The following is a 17,172-nucleotide window of genomic DNA, read 5'->3' on the forward strand; positions in this document are numbered from 1 at the left end:
CTAACGTGGGCCACATGAATACATCAACCGCAACCCAAGAATTGCTTGTCGCCGGGGATCCCGCCCCGGTGGAATGGGTGAATCGTGACAGTGATGCAAAGATCGCGCTGCTCTGCGAACACGCCGGGCGCGCGATCCCGCAAAAGCTCGGTGATCTTGGTGTCTCGGAAGAGGTGCAGGCCAGCCATCGCGGTTGGGACATCGGGGCCGAGGCCGTGGCCCGGCAATTGGCTGACCTCCTACGGGCTCCTTTGGTCTTGCAGCGCTATTCCCGCCTTGTGATTGATTGCAACCGCCCGATCGAAGCCCCAGATTCGATTCCGCCAAACAGCTTTGGAGAGCAGATCCCAGCCAATCTGAACTTGACCGCTGCGGATCGCGCTGTACGCCAGCGCGAGATTATGGCCCCACTGAACGGTGCCATTGAAGATATGCTGGACCGGGCACCGCGCGTGCTTGCGGTGTCGATCCATTCCTTCGCCGCACAGGTCGATGGTGAGGCGCGGCCTTGGCACGCCGGATTTCTAACCCGCGTTGACCCGACCACGGGGCAGGCCGCTATCGACCATATCTCGGCCCTGCGTCCCGATCTGCATATGGCGTTGAACCAGCCCTATCAGATCGACAGTGAAAGCGACTGGTTCATACCGCGTTTCGCCGAACCGCGTGGACTGGCACATTCGCTGGTCGAGATCCGCAATGACCTGATCCGCGATGCAAAAGGCGTTGAGGATTGGGCGCATCTTCTCGCCGAGGCCTTTACCCGGATATTGGAGACCAAGACGTGAGTTTGACCCGAAATGTTCCACTTATCCCATCGCAATCCGCGCTGTTGTTCATCGACGTGCAGAACTATTCGGCACACCGGGAAGGAGCCGAATTCAAAGAACTGCCTGAGGCCGAATTCAATGAGAAATACGGCTGGTTTTTCGATCAGCTGGACACCCGCGTGATCCCGAACATGCAGGCCATACAGGCCGCCTGCCGCACTGCCGGCGTCGAGGTCATGTACACCAATATCGAAAGCCTGACGCTCGACGGGCGGGACCGGTCACTGGACTACAAGATAACGGGTTTTCATGTTCCCAAGGGCAGCTGGGACGGAAAGGTCATTGACCAGATCGCGCCCCAAGGCGATGAGATCGTGCTGCCGAAGACGTCCTCTTCAGTGTTTGTGTCCACGCATGTTGACTACATCCTGCGCAATCTTGGCGTTCGTCAGGTCGTTTTGTCCGGCCTTTTGACGGATCAATGCGTCGAAAGCGCCATCCGGGACGCATGTGATCTGGGCTACCTTGTCACTCAGGTCGAAGATGCCTGCCTGACTCATACGCAGGACCGGCACGACAATTCTCTGCGCGCGATCAAAGGCTATTGCCGACAGGTCACCACAAAAGAACTGGTCGAGGAATTGGCCGGTGCTTGATCTGAACGGCATCACCAAGACCTTTGGCGGGGTCCACGCCGTCGAGGATGTGACCATGTCCGTCGCACCGGGCGAGGTGCGCGGTCTGATCGGCCCCAATGGCGCAGGCAAGACGACGCTGGTCAACCTGATCTCTGGCCTGCTGACCCACTCGGCAGGCAGCCTTTCGCTGGATGGCGAGCCACTGGACAACCTGCGCGCCCACGAACGCGCGGCGCGCGGTGTGGCGCGGACGTTCCAGAACCTGCGGGTCTTTCCAAGCCTCAGCGTCGCGCAAAACATCGACGTCGCCCGCTATTCTGGCCGCGGCGCCGAAATCGTCGACGCCGCGATCCCCGAGTTCGGCCTGTCGGACAAGCTCAACCACAATGCCGGGTCGTTGGCATATGGGCAGCTTCGGCGGCTGGAGATCGTTCGCGCGCTGGCCCTGAACCCGCGTGTCCTGATGCTGGACGAACCCGCCGCAGGGATGAACGAACAGGAAACGGACGCTCTGGGCCGGTCACTGACATGGGTGCGGACACATTCGGACTGCGCGATTTTGGTGATCGACCACGATCTTAAATTCATCATGTCGCTCTGCGACAAGATCACTGTTTTGAACATGGGTGCCATCATTGCCGAAGGCGCACCCGAAGAAATAACCAAGAACCAAGAGGTTATCGACGCTTATCTTGGCGAAACCGATGAACGTGCCGCGTGACGCAGGCGGCTTTCAACAGGAGAACAAGTATGAAGAAGTTGACCCTTACGACTCTGACCGCCATGAGCCTCGCCCTACCCGCGGTCGCTGAAGATACAATTAAGATCGGGCTGGGCGTACCGATGACGGGTGATCTGGCCATCTATTCCGAATACCTGGGCGCGCGCTGTATGGCCGATATGATCAACGCCGACGGCGGTGCTGGCGGCAAGAAGATCGAAGTTCTGGTTCAGGATTCCGCAGGTGATACGCAGGCGGCGATCTCGTTGGCGCAAAAGTTTCTGGACGAAGGCGTTGTGATGCTGGGGACCACGCCGTTCTCTGACACGATGATCCCGGTTGCTCAGATCGCCCAACCTTACGGCGTTTCCATCTTCCAGCCACAATCCACGCAGGTCGAGATGCATGCGGGCATCGTGGACAACTTCTTTACCGGCGTCTCGCCTGACCCGTTCACGGCAACGGCAGCTGCCAACCACGCGCTTAGCGAAGGGGTCAAGAATGTGGTTCTGTTGACCTCAGACGAAGGCGGGTCGTGGTCCGCGCGTACCCCGCTTTGGTTCGGTCAAGTGATCGAGGAAGGCGGCGGCAAGGTGCTGGCCAAGATGAATTTCAGCTTTGGCACATCGGACTGGTCACCTCAGATCGCCGACATGAAAGCACTGGGTGAAGAGATCGACGCCGTTTATATTTCTTCGATCATGCCCGATATCGGTGTGTTGGTCCGACAGCTACGCAGCGCAGGTATTGACGCGTGGGTGGTCGGCTCGGATGGGTTTGACGATCCATCCCTGGATGCTGTCGCAGCTGATGATCCTGCAATCCTCGACAAGGTGTTCTTTGCCACACTGGCCCCCAGCCATGACGAAAGCGCCGTGGTTAAGTTCATGGCGGACTGCAAGGAATTGGGCCACGATGTGCCCGGCCTGTTCCCGGCCACCGGCGCTGATACGGTCAAGGCCGTTGCCTGGGCGGTCGAAACCTCTGGCAGCAGCGATCCGGCGGTGATTGCAGAGACAATCCGTACAGCCGACTCGATCCCAGTGCTGACAGTCGACAGCATTTCGTTCAAAGACACGAAAACCTACGCCCAGCGCACAATCCCTGTGATTGGCTATAAAGATGGCAAGCGGGTTCTGATCTCGAACGAAATTCCCGAAAACACACCGAAAGACTGGAACTGAGCCAAAAGACGGGGGCGGTTCCAGCCCCCGTTTCCAATCCCATGCTGAATGTTGAAAACCTAATAGTTTCTCACGGTCCGATCGAGGCCGTGCACGGCATCTCTTTCGCCGTGGACAAGGGCCGCTGTGTGTCCTTGCTGGGCCCCAATGGCGCGGGCAAGACCTCGACTATCTCGGCACTGATGGGTGTGGTCAAGTCCTCGGGCCGGATCACCTTTGACGGTGCCGATATCTCTGCGTTGCCTGTGGAAGCCCGCGTACAGGCGGGTATGTCCGTGGCCCCCGAAGGACGCCGCATCTTCTCGAACCTGAGCGTCGAAGAAAATCTGGTTCTGGGCGGTGCCACGCGATCTGACCGCGCGGCCAAAGACGCCGACATCGCCCACTGGCTTGAGACCTTTCCGATCCTTGGCGAACGCAGAGACCAACCCGCAGGCACCTTGTCGGGCGGAGAGCAGCAGATGCTGGCCATTTCCCGCGCCTTGATGACTCGCCCCAAGATCCTGCTACTGGATGAACCTAGCCTGGGTCTGGCCCCCAAGATCGTAGGCCAGATTTTCAAGATGATCGAACAGCTGAAAGCGCAGGGAATGACGATCATGCTGGTAGAACAGAACGCAACGCAGGCGCTTCGCCTGTCGGACTACGCCTACCTTCTGAATAACGGGCGGATCGTGGCCGAGGGCACCAAGGAAACGCTGGGCCAAAGCAGCGCGCTTATGGCGGAACTGACGGGGATCGCCTGACATGGAATATGTGGCCCAGCAGATGATGAACGCGCTCGCCTTTGGTGCGGAATATGCGCTGATTGCACTCGGCCTGGCGATTGTCTTTTCGATCATGGGGCTGGTGAACTTTGCCCATGGTGAGGTGATCGCGGTCGGTGGCTACACGATGGTGGCCTTTGCTGCACTGGCGCTGAACAACCCCTTTATCGTTATAGGCGGAGCTATCGCCGCTGCGATCCTGATGTCCTTGTTGCTGGAACGAGTGGCGTTCCGACCCGTGCGATACGCAGATCCAACAACGGGTCTGCTGACCGCCTTTGGTGTCTCAATCATTTTGCAGAACGTGTTCTTGCTTGCGGTCTCACCACGCCCCGTGGCTGTGACGTCGCTGTATTTCCTCGATTGGCCAGTGCAGCTTTTCGGCGTTCAGGTATCCTCCCTTCAGGTGTTCGAGGCGGTGACGACTGTGCTGGTGATCGTCGGACTGATGCTGTTTCTCAAACGCACAACACTGGGTCTGGCCATGCGCGCCGCCTCGCTGGATTTTGAGATGGTCCGGATGGTTGGCGTCAAATCCAACAGAGTGTTTGCAGTGGCCTTCATGGTGTCGGGCCTTCTAGCCGGGCTAGCTTGTATCTTCATCATGGCGCGGCGCGGGTCTGTTGATCCGCACCTAGGGTTCAACCCGGTCCTCAAGGCCTTTGTGGCCTGCGTCGTCGGAGGGTTCGGCAGCCTGCCCGGAGCCGTGCTGGGCGGCTTCCTTCTCGGCGCCATCGAGGTCGCGATGCTGGTCCTTCTGCCGCAGGAATATGGCGGCATGAAAGACGCCTTTGTCTTTGGAATCATAGCCCTTGTTCTGGTTTGGAGGCCGGATGGCATCCTGTCACCCCCGACTGAGAAGGGGGACAAGATATGATCCTGAACCCTAGTCAGAGACGCGGGCTGGTGGGCGCTGCGATCCTGGCCGCCGTATTGATCGCGATTGGGCTGATCGTGACCTATTTCGGCTCTCGCTATCAGCTTCGGCTGGTCTACAGCGCCTACGTGAACCTACTGGTTGTTCTGGCCATGCAGATATTCATGGGCAATGCGCGCCTGACCAACCTCAGCCACAGTGCCTTTATGGGGATCGGTGCCTATGTGGCCGCGATCTGCGTGACGCCGGTAACGGTCAAATCCATCTCTCTTCCGGATGCGCCTTGGGGGTTGAATGCCTTTTCGCTGGATCCGGTCAGTTCGGCCCTGCTTGCCATTGTGATCACCGCCGTTCTGGCCCTGATCGTTGGGCTGTTTGTCGTGCGCCTGACGGGATCTGGCGTGACCATCTTTTCCCTTGCCGTCCTGGTCATCGTGCACTCGGTATTCCTGTACCGCACCGACATTTTCAAAGGAAACCAAGCGTTTTTCGGCATTCCGCAGGTGTTTTCACTGACGTCAATCGTGATCTTGTCCGTGTTCGTTGTCTTCGTAGTGCGCCTGTTTCGCGAAAGCCGTTGGGGCATCCAACTACGCGCCTGCGCCGATGATGAGGTCGGAGCCGCCGCAATGGGCGTGAATATTCGCCGGTTACGCCTGATTGCCTGGGTCCTGTCAGCCATCCTGCTTGCGGTCGCCGGGATTGCTTACGCCTATTTCCTTGGCACGATCAGCGCACGGCCCTTCTATTTCAACCACGTCTTTCTGACACTCGCCATGCTGATCCTTGGGGGAATGCGGACAGTCACAGGTGCGGTTCTGGGCACGCTTCTGATCTCGTTCGGGTTGGAATGCGTGCGATGGCTGGAAACCGGCCCGGTCTTGCTGGGCATCGACCTGCCCGAAGTGCTCGGCTTGTCGGGTATTGCACTGGGAACTGTCATCGTACTGACTATGGCCCTGCGTCCCGGAGGTATCATGGGTGATCAAGAAATCGAAGACCTGGTTCTGAAAAAACAGGAGTAAGTCATGGGTTGCAACCACACTATTCACAAACACAACCACCATTTCGGCTGGGACAACTCCATCGAACCCGTCCTGAGCGTCGACCCCGGCGAGACCGTCGAGGTCGAAACCATCGACAGCTCGGGCGGGCAGTTGAACGCCTCCTCGACCGTGGCTGACCTGGGTGCGCTGTCCTTTGACGCGGTCAATCCGGTCACAGGACCGATCCACATCAAAGGGGCCGAGCCCGGTGATACCGTTGCCGTGACCTTTCTTGATTTCAAACCTTCGGGCTGGGGTTGGACCGCCAACATCCCCGGGTTTGGCCTGCTGACCGATCAGTTTCCCGACGCAGCCCTGCATATCTGGAACTATGACGCCAACGCGATGACCCCTGCCCTGTTCGGCCCCGGCGGGAAGGTACCGCTGAAGCCGTTCGTCGGCACAATCGGGCTGGCGCTGGCCGAGCCGGGTCTGCATTCCGTCGTGCCTCCACGCCGAGTTGGGGGCAACCTGGACATCCGCGACAATTGCGTAGGGACAACGCTTTACCTCCCGGTTGAAGTAGCGGGCGGGATGCTGTCTCTGGGGGACACCCATGCGGCGCAAGGCGATGGCGAGATTTGCGGCACAGCCATCGAAAGCCCTATGGACGTGGCCATCAAAATCGACCTTCTCAAAGGCGAGAACTTGCCCTATCCCCGGTTTGAAACCGACGGTCCCGTCACCCGCCATTTCGATACCTCCGGCTACAAGGCGACGACAGGCATCGGTGAGGATCTCATGCAGGCCGCCCGCGATGCGGTGGCGGGCATGGTCGACTGGATCTCGGCCACGACGGGGATGTCCGCGCTTGATGCCTACATGCTCTGCTCGGTCTGCGGCGATCTGCGCATCAGTGAGATCGTGGATATCCCAAACTGGACGGTCTCATTCTACTTTCCAAAGACAGTTCTGGACTGAAGAACGCTGCAACTTCTGAATACCGGAGGTATGCGATCGATGTCGGAAGCCGTCAGCCGTTTAAAGAAGGTCCGCGCATAAGCGATCTTTTCGGTGGGTGACCTTCGGCTTCGATTGTTTTGCCATCGTGACGACCAGCACTTAGCGCTTCACCAGCGGTTCACTTGCCCATTTTGTAGTGCGCCATAAACATGGCGATGCAATCGTCCATTACGCCATTGGGGATCGGGTTCTCGCCCAGGAAAAACTCCGGCCAGAAGAAGAAGTTTTTGACAAGCCCCAAGAGCTGGTTGGTCGCGAAGACCGGATCGGCTTTTCGGATTACGCCCGCGTCCATGGCTTCACCGATCAACTGCGTCATTGGGTAGTCGTGCGCTTCTGTCTCCGTGAAGAATTTCCGAGAACGATCGAGGTCGCGGATCAGCTCTGAAAGGACCATGCGGTTTAGACCAATTGCTGTCTCTTCCGTTATGATCGAGATGTACCCCCAAAGAGCGTCTTTCAGCTGCTCAACGAAGTCACGACTTGGGTCATAGGCAACCGGCTGCATACTCCGGTTCTGCTCCAACATGATTTCTGAGATTGCTTCGAAGAGGGCCTCTTTGCTTTCGAAGTGGTTGTAGAGCGTGCGGCTCGAAACATTTGCTTTTTGGGCGATTGAGGTCGTCCTAGCCCCTAGAAATCCTTGTTCCCGAAACTCATCGATTGCTGCATCGATGATATCTTTTCTTTTCTTTTCAGTACGTTTCACGGATTTCGCCTCAAAAAGTAAAAAATTGCGTTTACAAAATTCACCTCCTCAACATAAGTAAACAAAGCGATTTACTTTAGCAAGGTGCAATCCTGCTCGACCTCGAAAGGACCCAAACCATGACCCCCCAAACTTTCATCGCTGGCAAAAACGCAGTGACCTTTAAATCTTTTGGCGTGGATTTGGCCGGTGATCTCTACCTGCCCGAAGGTTTTGATGAGACCAAAACCTACAAGGCCATCGTGGGAGCCAGCCCGTTCCCGCAGGTTAAGGATCAAATACCAGCGACCTACGGCCCCGAAATGGCGGCACGCGGCTTCATCTATCTCGGCTTCGACTATCTGGGCATGGGCGATAGCCCCGCACTGCCCGGCGAATTCAAACAATCGCGCTACAATTTCCGCCTGATCGAAAACACCTGGGACGCGGTTTCGTACCTGGGTACGCTACCCTTCGTCGAAGAAATCTATGGCCTGGGCGTCTGTCAGGGCGGTCAGACCATCGCATCGGCAGCGGTGACAGACCACCGTATCAAGAAAATCGCGATGGTGTCGGGTATGATGGCCTCGGACGCGTTCCAGTGGACCGATCGCGATATGGCCAATCAGATGATCGACGCAGCAAATGCCTCGATGCAGAAGCAATATGAAACCGGCGAGCCAGACTACGTTGCACCGTTCGGCTTGAACGACGAAATGTCTCGTGAAGAGTTCACGGAAGCGGCCGCCTACCCAGACATGGCTGGCGAAACCTATGACTATTACGGCCGTGATGGTGCTAAGGGGCCGGTTGTAGTTCCCAACTATACCAACATGCACATTGCTGATCAGGCAATGCAGTCTTTGTTCTCAATTTGTGAAGCCTATGCAGACAAAATCGTGCAGCCGTCGCTGACCATCTACGGCACAAATGCCTCCACAGCGATCTGCTCGACCGCATTTGTCGAAAAACTGACCAATGACCACAAAGAGTTGGCATTCGATGAATTCAGCCACGTAGACTTTTACTATAAGCCCGAGGCCGTGAAAGCGTCGACCGATGCAGTGGCAGAGTTCTTCAACAATTGACGCGATGGAGTGCTTCGTTTGATTTGGTCCACCGTTCTGTTTGAGAAACGGTGGACCGCGAATGTCGAACAAGAGACACAAGCAAGAGGAAATAGTTCAGAAGCTGCCGCAAGTTGACGTGCTAGTCCGTCAGGGAATGATGCCTACAGATGCGATCCGAGCAGCTGGCCAATGTTCTGTTGTTGGTACAAAACTCGCGAGATTTCGGTGTGTACTTCCCAACTCGCACATAAAGGTCTCGGCGATCAAAGACCCGGCGCCATTTCTTCCCTAGAAACCCAAGAGTTTCGGATTGTGGGCGCAAATGACCTTGCGTATGGGCGACAATACTGACGAGATGGGTTCTTATTGCCTTGCGGTTCACAACGGGTTTCGCGCCCTCACCTCAGCCACATTTCGAGTGACCGCAGCTTCTGCACGTCATGCAGCCTTCGATCATCACCATGTCATACTGCCCACATGACGGGCATGCTTTGCCCCGTGGTGCATCCATGTTGACGACCTGCGCCTGAGGGTCGGACTTTAGCCCCATCCCCTCTCCCTCGAGAAAGCCGATATTGACCATGTGCTGCTCGATCACCCCGCCAATCGCTGCCAAGATCGACGGGATATATTTGCCCTTCACCCAGGCACCCCCGCGCGGGTCGAACACGGCCTTGAGCTCTTCGACCACGAACGAAACATCCCCGCCTCGCCGGAACACGGCCGAGATCATACGGGTCAGCGCCAGTGTCCAGGCGTAATGCTCCATGTTCTTCGAATTGATGAACACCTCGAACGGACGGCGGCGGCCCCCGATGACAATATCGTTGATCGTCAGATAGATCGCATGCTCACTGTCGGGCCATTTCAACTTGTAGGTCGACCCCTCCAGCGACTGCGGGCGGTCCAGCGGCTCGGACATGTAGACGACGTCGCCGCCATCGACCTCATGCGGGGCGGCGGCGCTTTCGCCCGGTGCGGTATCCGCACTCTCGGAAACGGTAAGGACCGATCCGGTCACGTCATTGGGGCGATAGGTGGTGCAGCCTTTGCACCCCTGATCCCAGGCCTGCATGTAGACATCTTTGAACGCGTCAAAACTGATGTCCTCAGGGCAGTTGATCGTTTTCGAAATCGAACTGTCGATCCATTTCTGTGCTGCGGCCTGCATCTTGACGTGATCCGACGGAGACAGCGTCTGCGCATTCACGAAAAACTCCGGCAGGTCCTTGTCGCCAAACTTGTCGCGCCACAACTGCACGGCATAGTCCACCACCTCTTCTTCGGTGCGCGAGCCGTCCTTCTGCAACACCTTACGCGTGTAGGCATAGGCAAAGACCGGCTCGATCCCCGACGACACGTTCCCCGCATAGAGAGAGATCGTGCCCGTCGGCGCGATTGAGGTCAGCAACGCGTTACGGATCCCATGCGCGCGGATTTCATCGCGCACATCGTCATCCATCTGCTGCATCGTGCCGCTGGCAAGGAACCTCTCGGCATCGAACAAGGGGAAAGCCCCCTTCTCCTTCGCCAGTTGCACTGAGGCCAGATAAGCGGCGCGGGCAATCGTGTGCAACCAGCGCTCGGTCTGACGCGCCGCCTCGTCAGAGCCATAGCGCAGGCCCAACATCAAAAGCGCATCCGCCAGACCTGTCACACCCAGCCCGATGCGGCGCTTGGCCTGCGCCTCGGCCTCCTGTTCGGGCAGAGGAAACTTCGACGCGTCCACCACATTGTCCATCATGCGCACAGCAGTGGCGACCAGATCTTTCAGAGCATCCTCGTCCAGATGCGCCGCGTCTTCGAAAGGCTCAGCCACCAACCGGGCCAGATTGATCGAGCCCAACAGGCACGCGCCATAGGGCGGCAAAGGTTGCTCGCCACAGGGGTTGGTTGCGGCAATCGTCTCGACATAACTCAAGTTGTTGGCCGCATTGATGCGGTCGATGAAGATCACGCCCGGCTCGGCATAGTCATAGGTCGCCTGCATGATCTTATTCCACAGGTCCCGCGCCTGAACTGTGTGATAGACCTTGCCACCGAACACCAGCTCCCACGGGCCGTCGGCCTTGACCGCCTCCATGAACGGGTCAGTCACCAGCACCGACATGTTGAACATGCGCAGACGGGCCGGGTCAGACTTGGCAGTGATGAACTGTTCGATATCCGGGTGATCGCAGCGCATCGTCGCCATCATCGCGCCCCGGCGCGAGCCTGCGGACATGATCGTCCGACACATGGCGTCCCAAACGTCCATAAAGCTCAGCGGACCAGAGGCGTCCGCTGCAACCCCTTTCACATCCGCCCCGCGTGGGCGGATGGTTGAGAAATCATAACCGATCCCCCCACCCTGCTGCATGGTCAGCGCGGCCTCTTTCAGCATATCGAAAATGCCGCCCATGCTGTCGGGTACGGTGCCCATGACGAAGCAGTTGAACAAGGTCACCTGCCGCGCGGTCCCAGCGCCTGCGGTGATGCGACCGGCAGGTAAATATTTGAAATCCTCCAGCGCGGCGTAGAACTTTTCTTCCCAATAGGCGGGGTCTTTCTCGACCCGCGCCAGATCGCGCGCGATACGTCGCCAGCTGTCTTCGACCGTCTGGTCGATGGGCGTGCCATCCGCCTGTTTAAAGCGGTATTTCATATCCCAGATCTGCTCGGCGATGGGGGCGGCAAAGCGGCTCATTGGTGATTCCTATTCAGCTGCGAGGCATACAAGATAGACCAAATTAGCCACCTAGCGCTACTATGACTTGATGCAATAACCCGTTAACCCTACCTTCTTAACCAATTCCTTTGGGGCGACTCTGTGGGTAAACTGTGGATAAATTCGTAAACCTCGTCAAACTTTCGGTCGGGTCAGAGAGCGTCGACACGCTGATGGCGTGGCAGGACAGCCGCAAGCCGCTTTATGCGGATGGCTGCCCGCGCCACGTGACGCGTATGTGGCCCAAGCGCGAGGCCGAGATCCTGAACGGAGGTTCGATCTATTGGGTGATCAAAGGCGTGATCCAATGCCGCCAGCGCATCCTGCGCCTTGACGAGGTACGCGGTGAAGACGGTATCCGCCGCTGCGCCATCGTTCTCGACCCCGAGGTACATCGCACCCAGAACGCCCTGAAGCGCCCCTTTCAGGGCTGGCGCTATCTGAAACCCGAAGACACCCCTGCCGATCTCCCAAAATCGCGCGAGCAGGACGATGCCCTACCCGACGATCTGAACCGCGCTCTGGCCGAAATCGGCATATTGTAGTCAGCGCAGGCGATCCAACAGCTCGGACAAAACCGCTTTGTCGCCAGCATCGTAGCTCGCCACACGGCTGCGCCACAGGGTCGCTTGCGATTGCAGGATGAGACCGTCCGAGAGGATCTTCAGGTGATTGGCCCGCAGTGTTTCACCGGTCGAGGTGATATCGGCAACGGCTTCGGCCGTTTCGTTCATCACGGTGCCTTCAGTCGCGCCCTGGCTGTCAACCAGAGCATAGTCGGCCACCCCGGCATCGGTCAGAAACTCACGAACCAAACGGTGGTACTTGGTCGCAATCCGCAGCCGGTGACCGTGTGTTCTGCGGAACGCAGCCGCCGCTGCATCCAGGTCATCCAGCGTATCCACATCGACCCAGCAGGCAGGCGTGGCGATGATCAGGTCAGCCTTGCCAAAGCCAAGCGCGGCGATTTCTTCAACCTGCTGTTCCCAGCGCGGCAGCTTTTCTTGCACAAGGTCAACGCCCGTGACCCCTAGGTGGATACGACCTGCTGCCAGCTCACGCGGGATTTCACCCGCTGACAGCAGGATAAGCGAGACATCATCGATCCCCTCGACCTTACCCGCATATTCCCGGTCCGACCCGCTGCGCGACAGAGCGATGCCGCGCTTTTCGAACCACGAGAAAGTCTTCTCCATCAACCGGCCCTTCGAGGGCACGCCCAGTTTCAGGCTCATTGTGCGTCCTCCTCGATCTCGAGCATCAGGTCGGGGCGGATGACACCGCCAACAGCCGGAATTTCTTCGCCATTGCCCAACTGCCGGGTCAGCGCATCATAGCGCCCGCCAGTCGCGATCGGAGGCAGATCAGGGCGGCCTTCGGCGTAGAAGCCAAAGACGAACCCGTCGTAATACTCCATCGAGGTCCGGCCATACGCAGCCTCAAAATCCAACCGTTCAACATCCACACCCCGCGCCTGCATCGCTGCGATCCGGGCTTCAAGCCGATCAAGCGCTTGCGTGATCTGCGGCAGGTCGACCGCCACATCGCGCAGCTGTTCCAGCGCAAATGGCATGGTCTCGCGCACATTCAACAGCGTCTCCAACCCGGCCAGTTCGTTGTCTGAGATGGGCGGCGTGTCGCGATCTTCACGTAAAGCTTCGATCCGCGCCTCGATCTCGGAGGCACGACGCTTACCGATCATCGGAATGTCGTTGTCCAAAGGATCTGCGGCATTCAGCAACGCGTCTCGCCCTTCGGGGCCGGGTTTGCGGCCGGCAAATCGATCCAGAAGAATACGGAACCGGCGGGGGCGCCACAGATGTCGCATCAGGGCGGTCTTACGACGCTCGGTCGTGCGAAGGCCCTCGACAGCTGCGGTCAGAATTCCGATATCCCCGGTCGCCGCCCGCAGAGGCAGGCCCCGCAACTGCAACGCAAACAGCGAAAACACCTCGGCATCCGCGCCGGATGGGTCGTCGCGTTCAAAGACCTCATAGCCCACTTGGATATATTCATTCGACCGGTCCGGGTCATGCTCCTGACGGCGAAAGACCTCTCCAGAATAGGTATAGCGCGCGGGTTCTGCGCCGTCGCTCATGTGCATCTGCACCACTGGCAAAGTGAAATCCGGGCGCAGCATCTGCTCGCCCCGCAAAGCGTCCGACGTGACATAGGCCCGCCCGCGGATGTCTTCACCATAGAGATCCAGCAGTGTCTCGGCCGGTTGCAGCAGAGGCGTATCGACCACCTGCGCACCTGCCGCCTCGAACCGGACGCGCATCATCGCGGCGCGGGCCTGTATCTTGGAACGGTTGGCCATGGCTCAGTCCTGACTGTCCAGAATTTCACGGACCTTTGCGATCAGATCACCGCGCGGCACTTCGAATTGGCTGGGACGTTCTTTCCATTCCTCCAGCGTGGCACTTTCGGCGATTTTGGCGCCAAGGATCAGGTCTTTGATCTGAACGATGCCATTGGCCTTCTCGTCACCCCCTTCGATCACCGCGATGGGAGAATTCCGTTTGTCCGCATATTTCAGCTGATTGCCGAAGTTCTTCGGATTGCCCAGGTAGACTTCGGCCCGGATACCGGCATTCCGCAGCTCAGCCACCATCGCCTGATAGTCAGCCATACGGTCGCGATCCATGACAGTGACGACCACAGGACCTGTTGCCTGCGCGCTGAGACGCCCCTTCTCGCGCAGAGCGGCCAACAGGCGATCGACACCGATGGAGACACCAGTTGCAGGCACCTCCTGCCCGGTGAAGCGCTTGACCAGATCGTCGTAACGACCACCACCTGAGACGGAACCGAACTGCCGCTTGCGGCCTTTTTCGTCGAAAATCTCAAAGGTCAACTCGGCTTCATAAACCGGGCCGGTGTAGTAGCCGAGACCGCGTACTACCGACGGGTCGATCTCGATCCGGTCCGAACCGTAGCCGCCCGCATCCAGCAGCGAACCGATCTGTTCCAGTTCTGCAATGCCGTCTGCACCGATCTTGCTGTCGCCAACCGCAGCACGCAGGTTCGCGAGCGTTCCGGCGGTATCAGCAGCTTTGGAGGTCAGGAAAGCAAGCACCGGTTCGGCCTGATCTTCGCTCAGGCCCACACCGTCGATAAACGCACCCGAGGCATCCAGACGGCCCTTGGTCAACAGCTCTCGGACACCGGCCTCACCGACCTTGTCGAACTTGTCGATGGTGCGCAGAACGTTGTCGCGGGCGGCGGCGTCTTCGCCCAGACCCATCGCTTCAAGCACACCGTTCAGAACCTTGCGGTTGTTGACGCGCACAAGGTAATCGCCGCGCGGAATGCCGACGGTCTCCAGCGTGTCTGACAGCATCGCGCAGATCTCGGCATCCGCAGCCATCGAGGCGGTGCCGACAGTGTCCGCATCGCACTGATAGAATTGACGATACCGCCCCGGACCCGGCTTTTCGTTGCGCCAGACCGGACCCATCGCGTAGCGGCGGTAAGGCGTCGGCAGGTCGTTGCGGTGCTGCGCATAGACGCGGGCCAGAGGCGCGGTCAGGTCATAGCGCAAGGCCATCCAATCTCCGTTGCCGCCTTCGTCAAATTCCTGCCATGCGAACACGCCTTCGTTCGGGCGATCCACGTCGGGCAGGAACTTGCCCAGCGCCTCGACGGTCTCGACCGCGCTGCTCTCCAAAGCGTCGAACCCATACCGATGATAGACGCCCGCAATCGTCCGCAGCATCTCGGTGCGCTGCGTGACTTCCTCGCCGAAATAGTCTCGGAACCCTTTCGGCGTTACGGCCTTGGGGCGGGGCTGTTTCTTGGGCTTGGCCATCGGGGGCGTCCTTCACGGGTCATGTTCCGCGCGCGGTCTATCCCATGGCCCGCATCGGGGCAAGGCGCGCTTTCGCTGGTCTTGGCTTTGCTGACCCGCTATGACCGTCCCTGAAGGAGACCCCAATGCAGCATCTGGAAGAACAGATCGCCCATATGACCCGCACGGTCGAAGAGCTGAACACCGTCGTCACACGCCAGCAATCCGAGATCGACCGCCTGACCCGCCGCGTCGAAATGCTGCTGCAGCGCGAGGCCGAACGGCCGCAGGAAGGCTCGGGCGGGGTCGTGTTTGGAGACGAACGCCCGCCGCATTATTGAGACAGATTTCGATGTTGCTGCCTGCTTTTCCGGTTCTTGCTGGTCACATCCAATACTAATCACTGGGTTACCTTCCGAAATCTTGTTGGTAGGCTAATACTTTAACATCAGTTCACTGGCAGGAGACGTTCATTGGCCGACAAACTTGCTCTTGTCACAGGTGCCGCGCGTGGCATCGGGCTGGCGACAACAAAACTGTTTCTACAAAACGGCTGGAACGTTGCGATGATCGATCGTGACTCTGAGGCGCTTTCTCTTGCCGCAAAGGATCTAGACGGTGCGGTTGCGTTCGTCGCGGACGTTTCAGATCAAAATCAGGTTGTTAGCCTGGTCAAGGCCGTTCTCACCGAGTTCAATCGCATTGATGCTGTGGTGAACAACGCGGGTGTCGCAGATTTCGGACCAATTGAAGAACACGATTTCGAGGTGTGGCGTCGCGTTATGGAAACCAACCTTGATGGCGTGTTTCTGGTATCCCAGGCGACTATACCGGCCCTTCGCAAAAGCCGCGGTGCTATCGTCAACATCGCATCGATTTCGGGACTGAGGGCCAGCACACTTCGGATAGCATACGGAACGTCTAAGGCGGGCGTCATCCACCTGACCAAGCAACAAGCCGCCGAACTAGGAGAATTCGGTATACGCGCCAATTGTGTGTGTCCAGGCCCGGTCCGTACCAAGCTTGCGATGGCAGTCCACTCGCCCGAAATCATCGCCGCATATCATGACGCTATCCCACTGAACAGATACGGTTCGGAGGATGAGATCGCGCAAGTGATCTATTTCCTTTGTTCGGACAAAGCCAGCTACGTCACGGGTCAGGTGATCGCGTCCGATGGCGGGTTCGAAAGCACTGGCGTGGGTTTACCGGCTCTAAGATCAAGCAACTGAAATTCGGCCACGATTTGCCCGCGTCGGGACGCTAAATAGAGTATCCAGGCTCACAACCCCAGCGACGCTTTCACCGCGTTGTCGACGACCCCGCCTAGAAGGGCGTTTTTATCCGCAGCACAGCCCTCAGACAGAGCGGCGATGAACGCTTCGCGTAGTTGCGCTTTGTCTTCATCCGTGGCGGCGTGGTCTTCGATATTGATCTGACGATTATAGAGCGACAGGGCCGTCATCTTGCCCACGACCTCAACAACAAAGGCCTCATCCCCGTCCGCCTCTTCGGCGATTGAGGCGCAGGTGTAGTGCATGACAGGCAAGGCATCCTGCACCATCTGCTGAGCGGCTTCGTCGGCCAAAGCAAACACCGGAGTCACCAAAAGTGATACCAACACAACAGGCTTGAGAGTTTTCATCCGCATCGCAATCACTTCCAGTTATGTCCGATAATCGCACCGGCCACACCGCCGATTGCCGCGCCCTTGCCGTCACCGATCAGGGCCCCAACTCCGGCGCCGATCAACGCACCTTCGATTGTCTGCTTCTTCTTTTTGTCGTCCGCAAAAGCCGCAGTCGCCACGGAAAGCGAGATCGCCCCCGCCAATACCAACGCTTTGGAGCCCATAGCTGAAAGAGCCAAACCCTAACCCTCCTGTTTCATTTGTCACAGAATGTGCAGTTACAGCCTAGCCGGGGGACATCGCTGTGGCAATAAAGCCGGG

At 58.3% G+C, this 17,172-nt stretch carries 19 protein-coding genes; 12 read left to right on the forward strand and 7 right to left on the reverse strand.

Going from position 1 to position 17,172, the window contains the following annotated elements; all coding sequences use genetic code 11:
- Positions 1-14 precede the first annotated feature (14 nt).
- The 8 genes from ACRZ95_RS17635 to ACRZ95_RS17670 are packed head-to-tail and all read left to right on the forward strand — an operon-like array spanning position 15 to position 6,924.
- A complete protein-coding gene (locus tag ACRZ95_RS17635; protein ID WP_170680314.1) occupies positions 15-788 on the forward strand; it encodes an N-formylglutamate amidohydrolase in 774 nt (257 codons plus the stop codon).
- Entirely contained in the window at positions 785-1,426 is a 642-nt protein-coding gene (locus ACRZ95_RS17640; RefSeq protein WP_170680312.1) for a cysteine hydrolase family protein, read from the forward strand. Before ACRZ95_RS17635 ends, ACRZ95_RS17640 begins: the two co-directional genes overlap by 4 nt.
- Positions 1,419-2,129: an ABC transporter ATP-binding protein gene (locus ACRZ95_RS17645; RefSeq protein WP_170374558.1), complete on the forward strand. Its 711-nt coding sequence runs from the start codon at positions 1,419-1,421 to the stop codon at positions 2,127-2,129. The genes ACRZ95_RS17640 and ACRZ95_RS17645 overlap by 8 nt, the downstream gene beginning before the upstream one ends.
- Before the next feature lie 29 nt (positions 2,130-2,158).
- Complete coding sequence (locus ACRZ95_RS17650) at positions 2,159-3,313, forward strand: ABC transporter substrate-binding protein (protein ID WP_170680310.1); 1,155 nt, start codon at positions 2,159-2,161, stop codon at positions 3,311-3,313.
- A gap of 41 nt (positions 3,314-3,354) precedes the next feature.
- Positions 3,355-4,059 (forward strand): ABC transporter ATP-binding protein, encoded by a 705-nt coding sequence (locus ACRZ95_RS17655; protein WP_170680308.1) that lies wholly within the window; start codon positions 3,355-3,357, stop codon positions 4,057-4,059.
- A 1-nt stretch (position 4,060) separates the two neighbouring features.
- A complete protein-coding gene (locus ACRZ95_RS17660) occupies positions 4,061-4,957 on the forward strand; it encodes a branched-chain amino acid ABC transporter permease (protein WP_170643166.1) in 897 nt (298 codons plus the stop codon).
- Positions 4,954-5,982 (forward strand): branched-chain amino acid ABC transporter permease, encoded by a 1,029-nt coding sequence (locus tag ACRZ95_RS17665; RefSeq protein WP_170680306.1) that lies wholly within the window; start codon positions 4,954-4,956, stop codon positions 5,980-5,982. Before ACRZ95_RS17660 ends, ACRZ95_RS17665 begins: the two co-directional genes overlap by 4 nt.
- 3 nt (positions 5,983-5,985) lie before the next feature.
- Positions 5,986-6,924, forward strand: coding sequence for an acetamidase/formamidase family protein (locus ACRZ95_RS17670; RefSeq protein ID WP_170680304.1), 939 nt, complete (start codon positions 5,986-5,988; stop codon positions 6,922-6,924).
- Positions 6,925-7,084: 160 nt separating this feature from the next.
- On the opposite strand, the gene ACRZ95_RS17675 is transcribed toward ACRZ95_RS17670, so the two are convergent.
- Positions 7,085-7,675 (reverse strand): TetR/AcrR family transcriptional regulator, encoded by a 591-nt coding sequence (locus tag ACRZ95_RS17675; RefSeq protein WP_170680302.1) that lies wholly within the window; start codon positions 7,673-7,675, stop codon positions 7,085-7,087.
- A 119-nt stretch (positions 7,676-7,794) separates the two neighbouring features.
- Here ACRZ95_RS17675 and ACRZ95_RS17680 point away from each other — a divergent pair, with 119 nt between their 5' ends.
- Positions 7,795-8,742 carry an alpha/beta hydrolase gene (locus ACRZ95_RS17680; protein WP_170680300.1) on the forward strand — a complete coding sequence of 316 codons (948 nt, stop codon included), beginning with the start codon at positions 7,795-7,797 and terminating at the stop codon, positions 8,740-8,742.
- 385 nt (positions 8,743-9,127) lie between these two features.
- Here ACRZ95_RS17680 and ACRZ95_RS17685 read toward each other — a convergent pair whose 3' ends face one another.
- Complete coding sequence (locus tag ACRZ95_RS17685; protein WP_170680298.1) at positions 9,128-11,410, reverse strand: adenosylcobalamin-dependent ribonucleoside-diphosphate reductase; 2,283 nt, start codon at positions 11,408-11,410, stop codon at positions 9,128-9,130.
- A gap of 134 nt (positions 11,411-11,544) precedes the next feature.
- On the opposite strand from ACRZ95_RS17685, the gene ACRZ95_RS17690 reads away from it, so the two are divergent.
- On the forward strand, positions 11,545-11,976 hold the full coding sequence (locus tag ACRZ95_RS17690; protein ID WP_170374510.1) for a DUF1489 domain-containing protein: 432 nt from the start codon (positions 11,545-11,547) through the stop codon (positions 11,974-11,976).
- Here the strand turns inward: ACRZ95_RS17690 and hisG are convergent, their stop codons facing one another.
- Genes hisG through hisS form a run of 3 tightly spaced genes read right to left on the reverse strand, consistent with a single transcriptional unit; the run spans position 11,977 to position 15,242 of the window.
- A complete protein-coding gene (hisG, locus tag ACRZ95_RS17695) occupies positions 11,977-12,666 on the reverse strand; it encodes an ATP phosphoribosyltransferase (protein ID WP_170680296.1) in 690 nt (229 codons plus the stop codon).
- Positions 12,663-13,751 carry an ATP phosphoribosyltransferase regulatory subunit gene (locus ACRZ95_RS17700; RefSeq protein ID WP_170680294.1) on the reverse strand — a complete coding sequence of 363 codons (1,089 nt, stop codon included), beginning with the start codon at positions 13,749-13,751 and terminating at the stop codon, positions 12,663-12,665. The genes hisG and ACRZ95_RS17700 overlap by 4 nt, the downstream gene beginning before the upstream one ends.
- 3 nt (positions 13,752-13,754) lie before the next feature.
- On the reverse strand, positions 13,755-15,242 hold the full coding sequence (gene hisS, locus ACRZ95_RS17705; RefSeq protein ID WP_170680292.1) for a histidine--tRNA ligase: 1,488 nt from the start codon (positions 15,240-15,242) through the stop codon (positions 13,755-13,757).
- A 125-nt stretch (positions 15,243-15,367) separates the two neighbouring features.
- Here hisS and ACRZ95_RS17710 point away from each other — a divergent pair, with 125 nt between their 5' ends.
- Positions 15,368-15,562, forward strand: coding sequence for a SlyX family protein (locus tag ACRZ95_RS17710; protein ID WP_170680290.1), 195 nt, complete (start codon positions 15,368-15,370; stop codon positions 15,560-15,562).
- Positions 15,563-15,694: 132 nt separating this feature from the next.
- On the forward strand, positions 15,695-16,453 hold the full coding sequence (locus ACRZ95_RS17715) for an SDR family NAD(P)-dependent oxidoreductase (RefSeq protein ID WP_170680288.1): 759 nt from the start codon (positions 15,695-15,697) through the stop codon (positions 16,451-16,453).
- A 50-nt stretch (positions 16,454-16,503) separates the two neighbouring features.
- Here ACRZ95_RS17715 and ACRZ95_RS17720 read toward each other — a convergent pair whose 3' ends face one another.
- Together ACRZ95_RS17720 and ACRZ95_RS17725 are read right to left on the reverse strand one after the other, a co-directional pair.
- Positions 16,504-16,872, reverse strand: a complete 369-nt coding sequence (locus ACRZ95_RS17720) for a YmgD family protein (RefSeq protein ID WP_170680286.1) — start codon at positions 16,870-16,872, stop codon at positions 16,504-16,506.
- A gap of 5 nt (positions 16,873-16,877) precedes the next feature.
- Complete coding sequence (locus ACRZ95_RS17725; RefSeq protein WP_419738497.1) at positions 16,878-17,090, reverse strand: YMGG-like glycine zipper-containing protein; 213 nt, start codon at positions 17,088-17,090, stop codon at positions 16,878-16,880.
- Between the last annotated feature and the right edge of the window lie 82 nt (positions 17,091-17,172).

The sequence above is a fragment of the Ruegeria sp. AI3 genome (assembly GCF_056541245.1).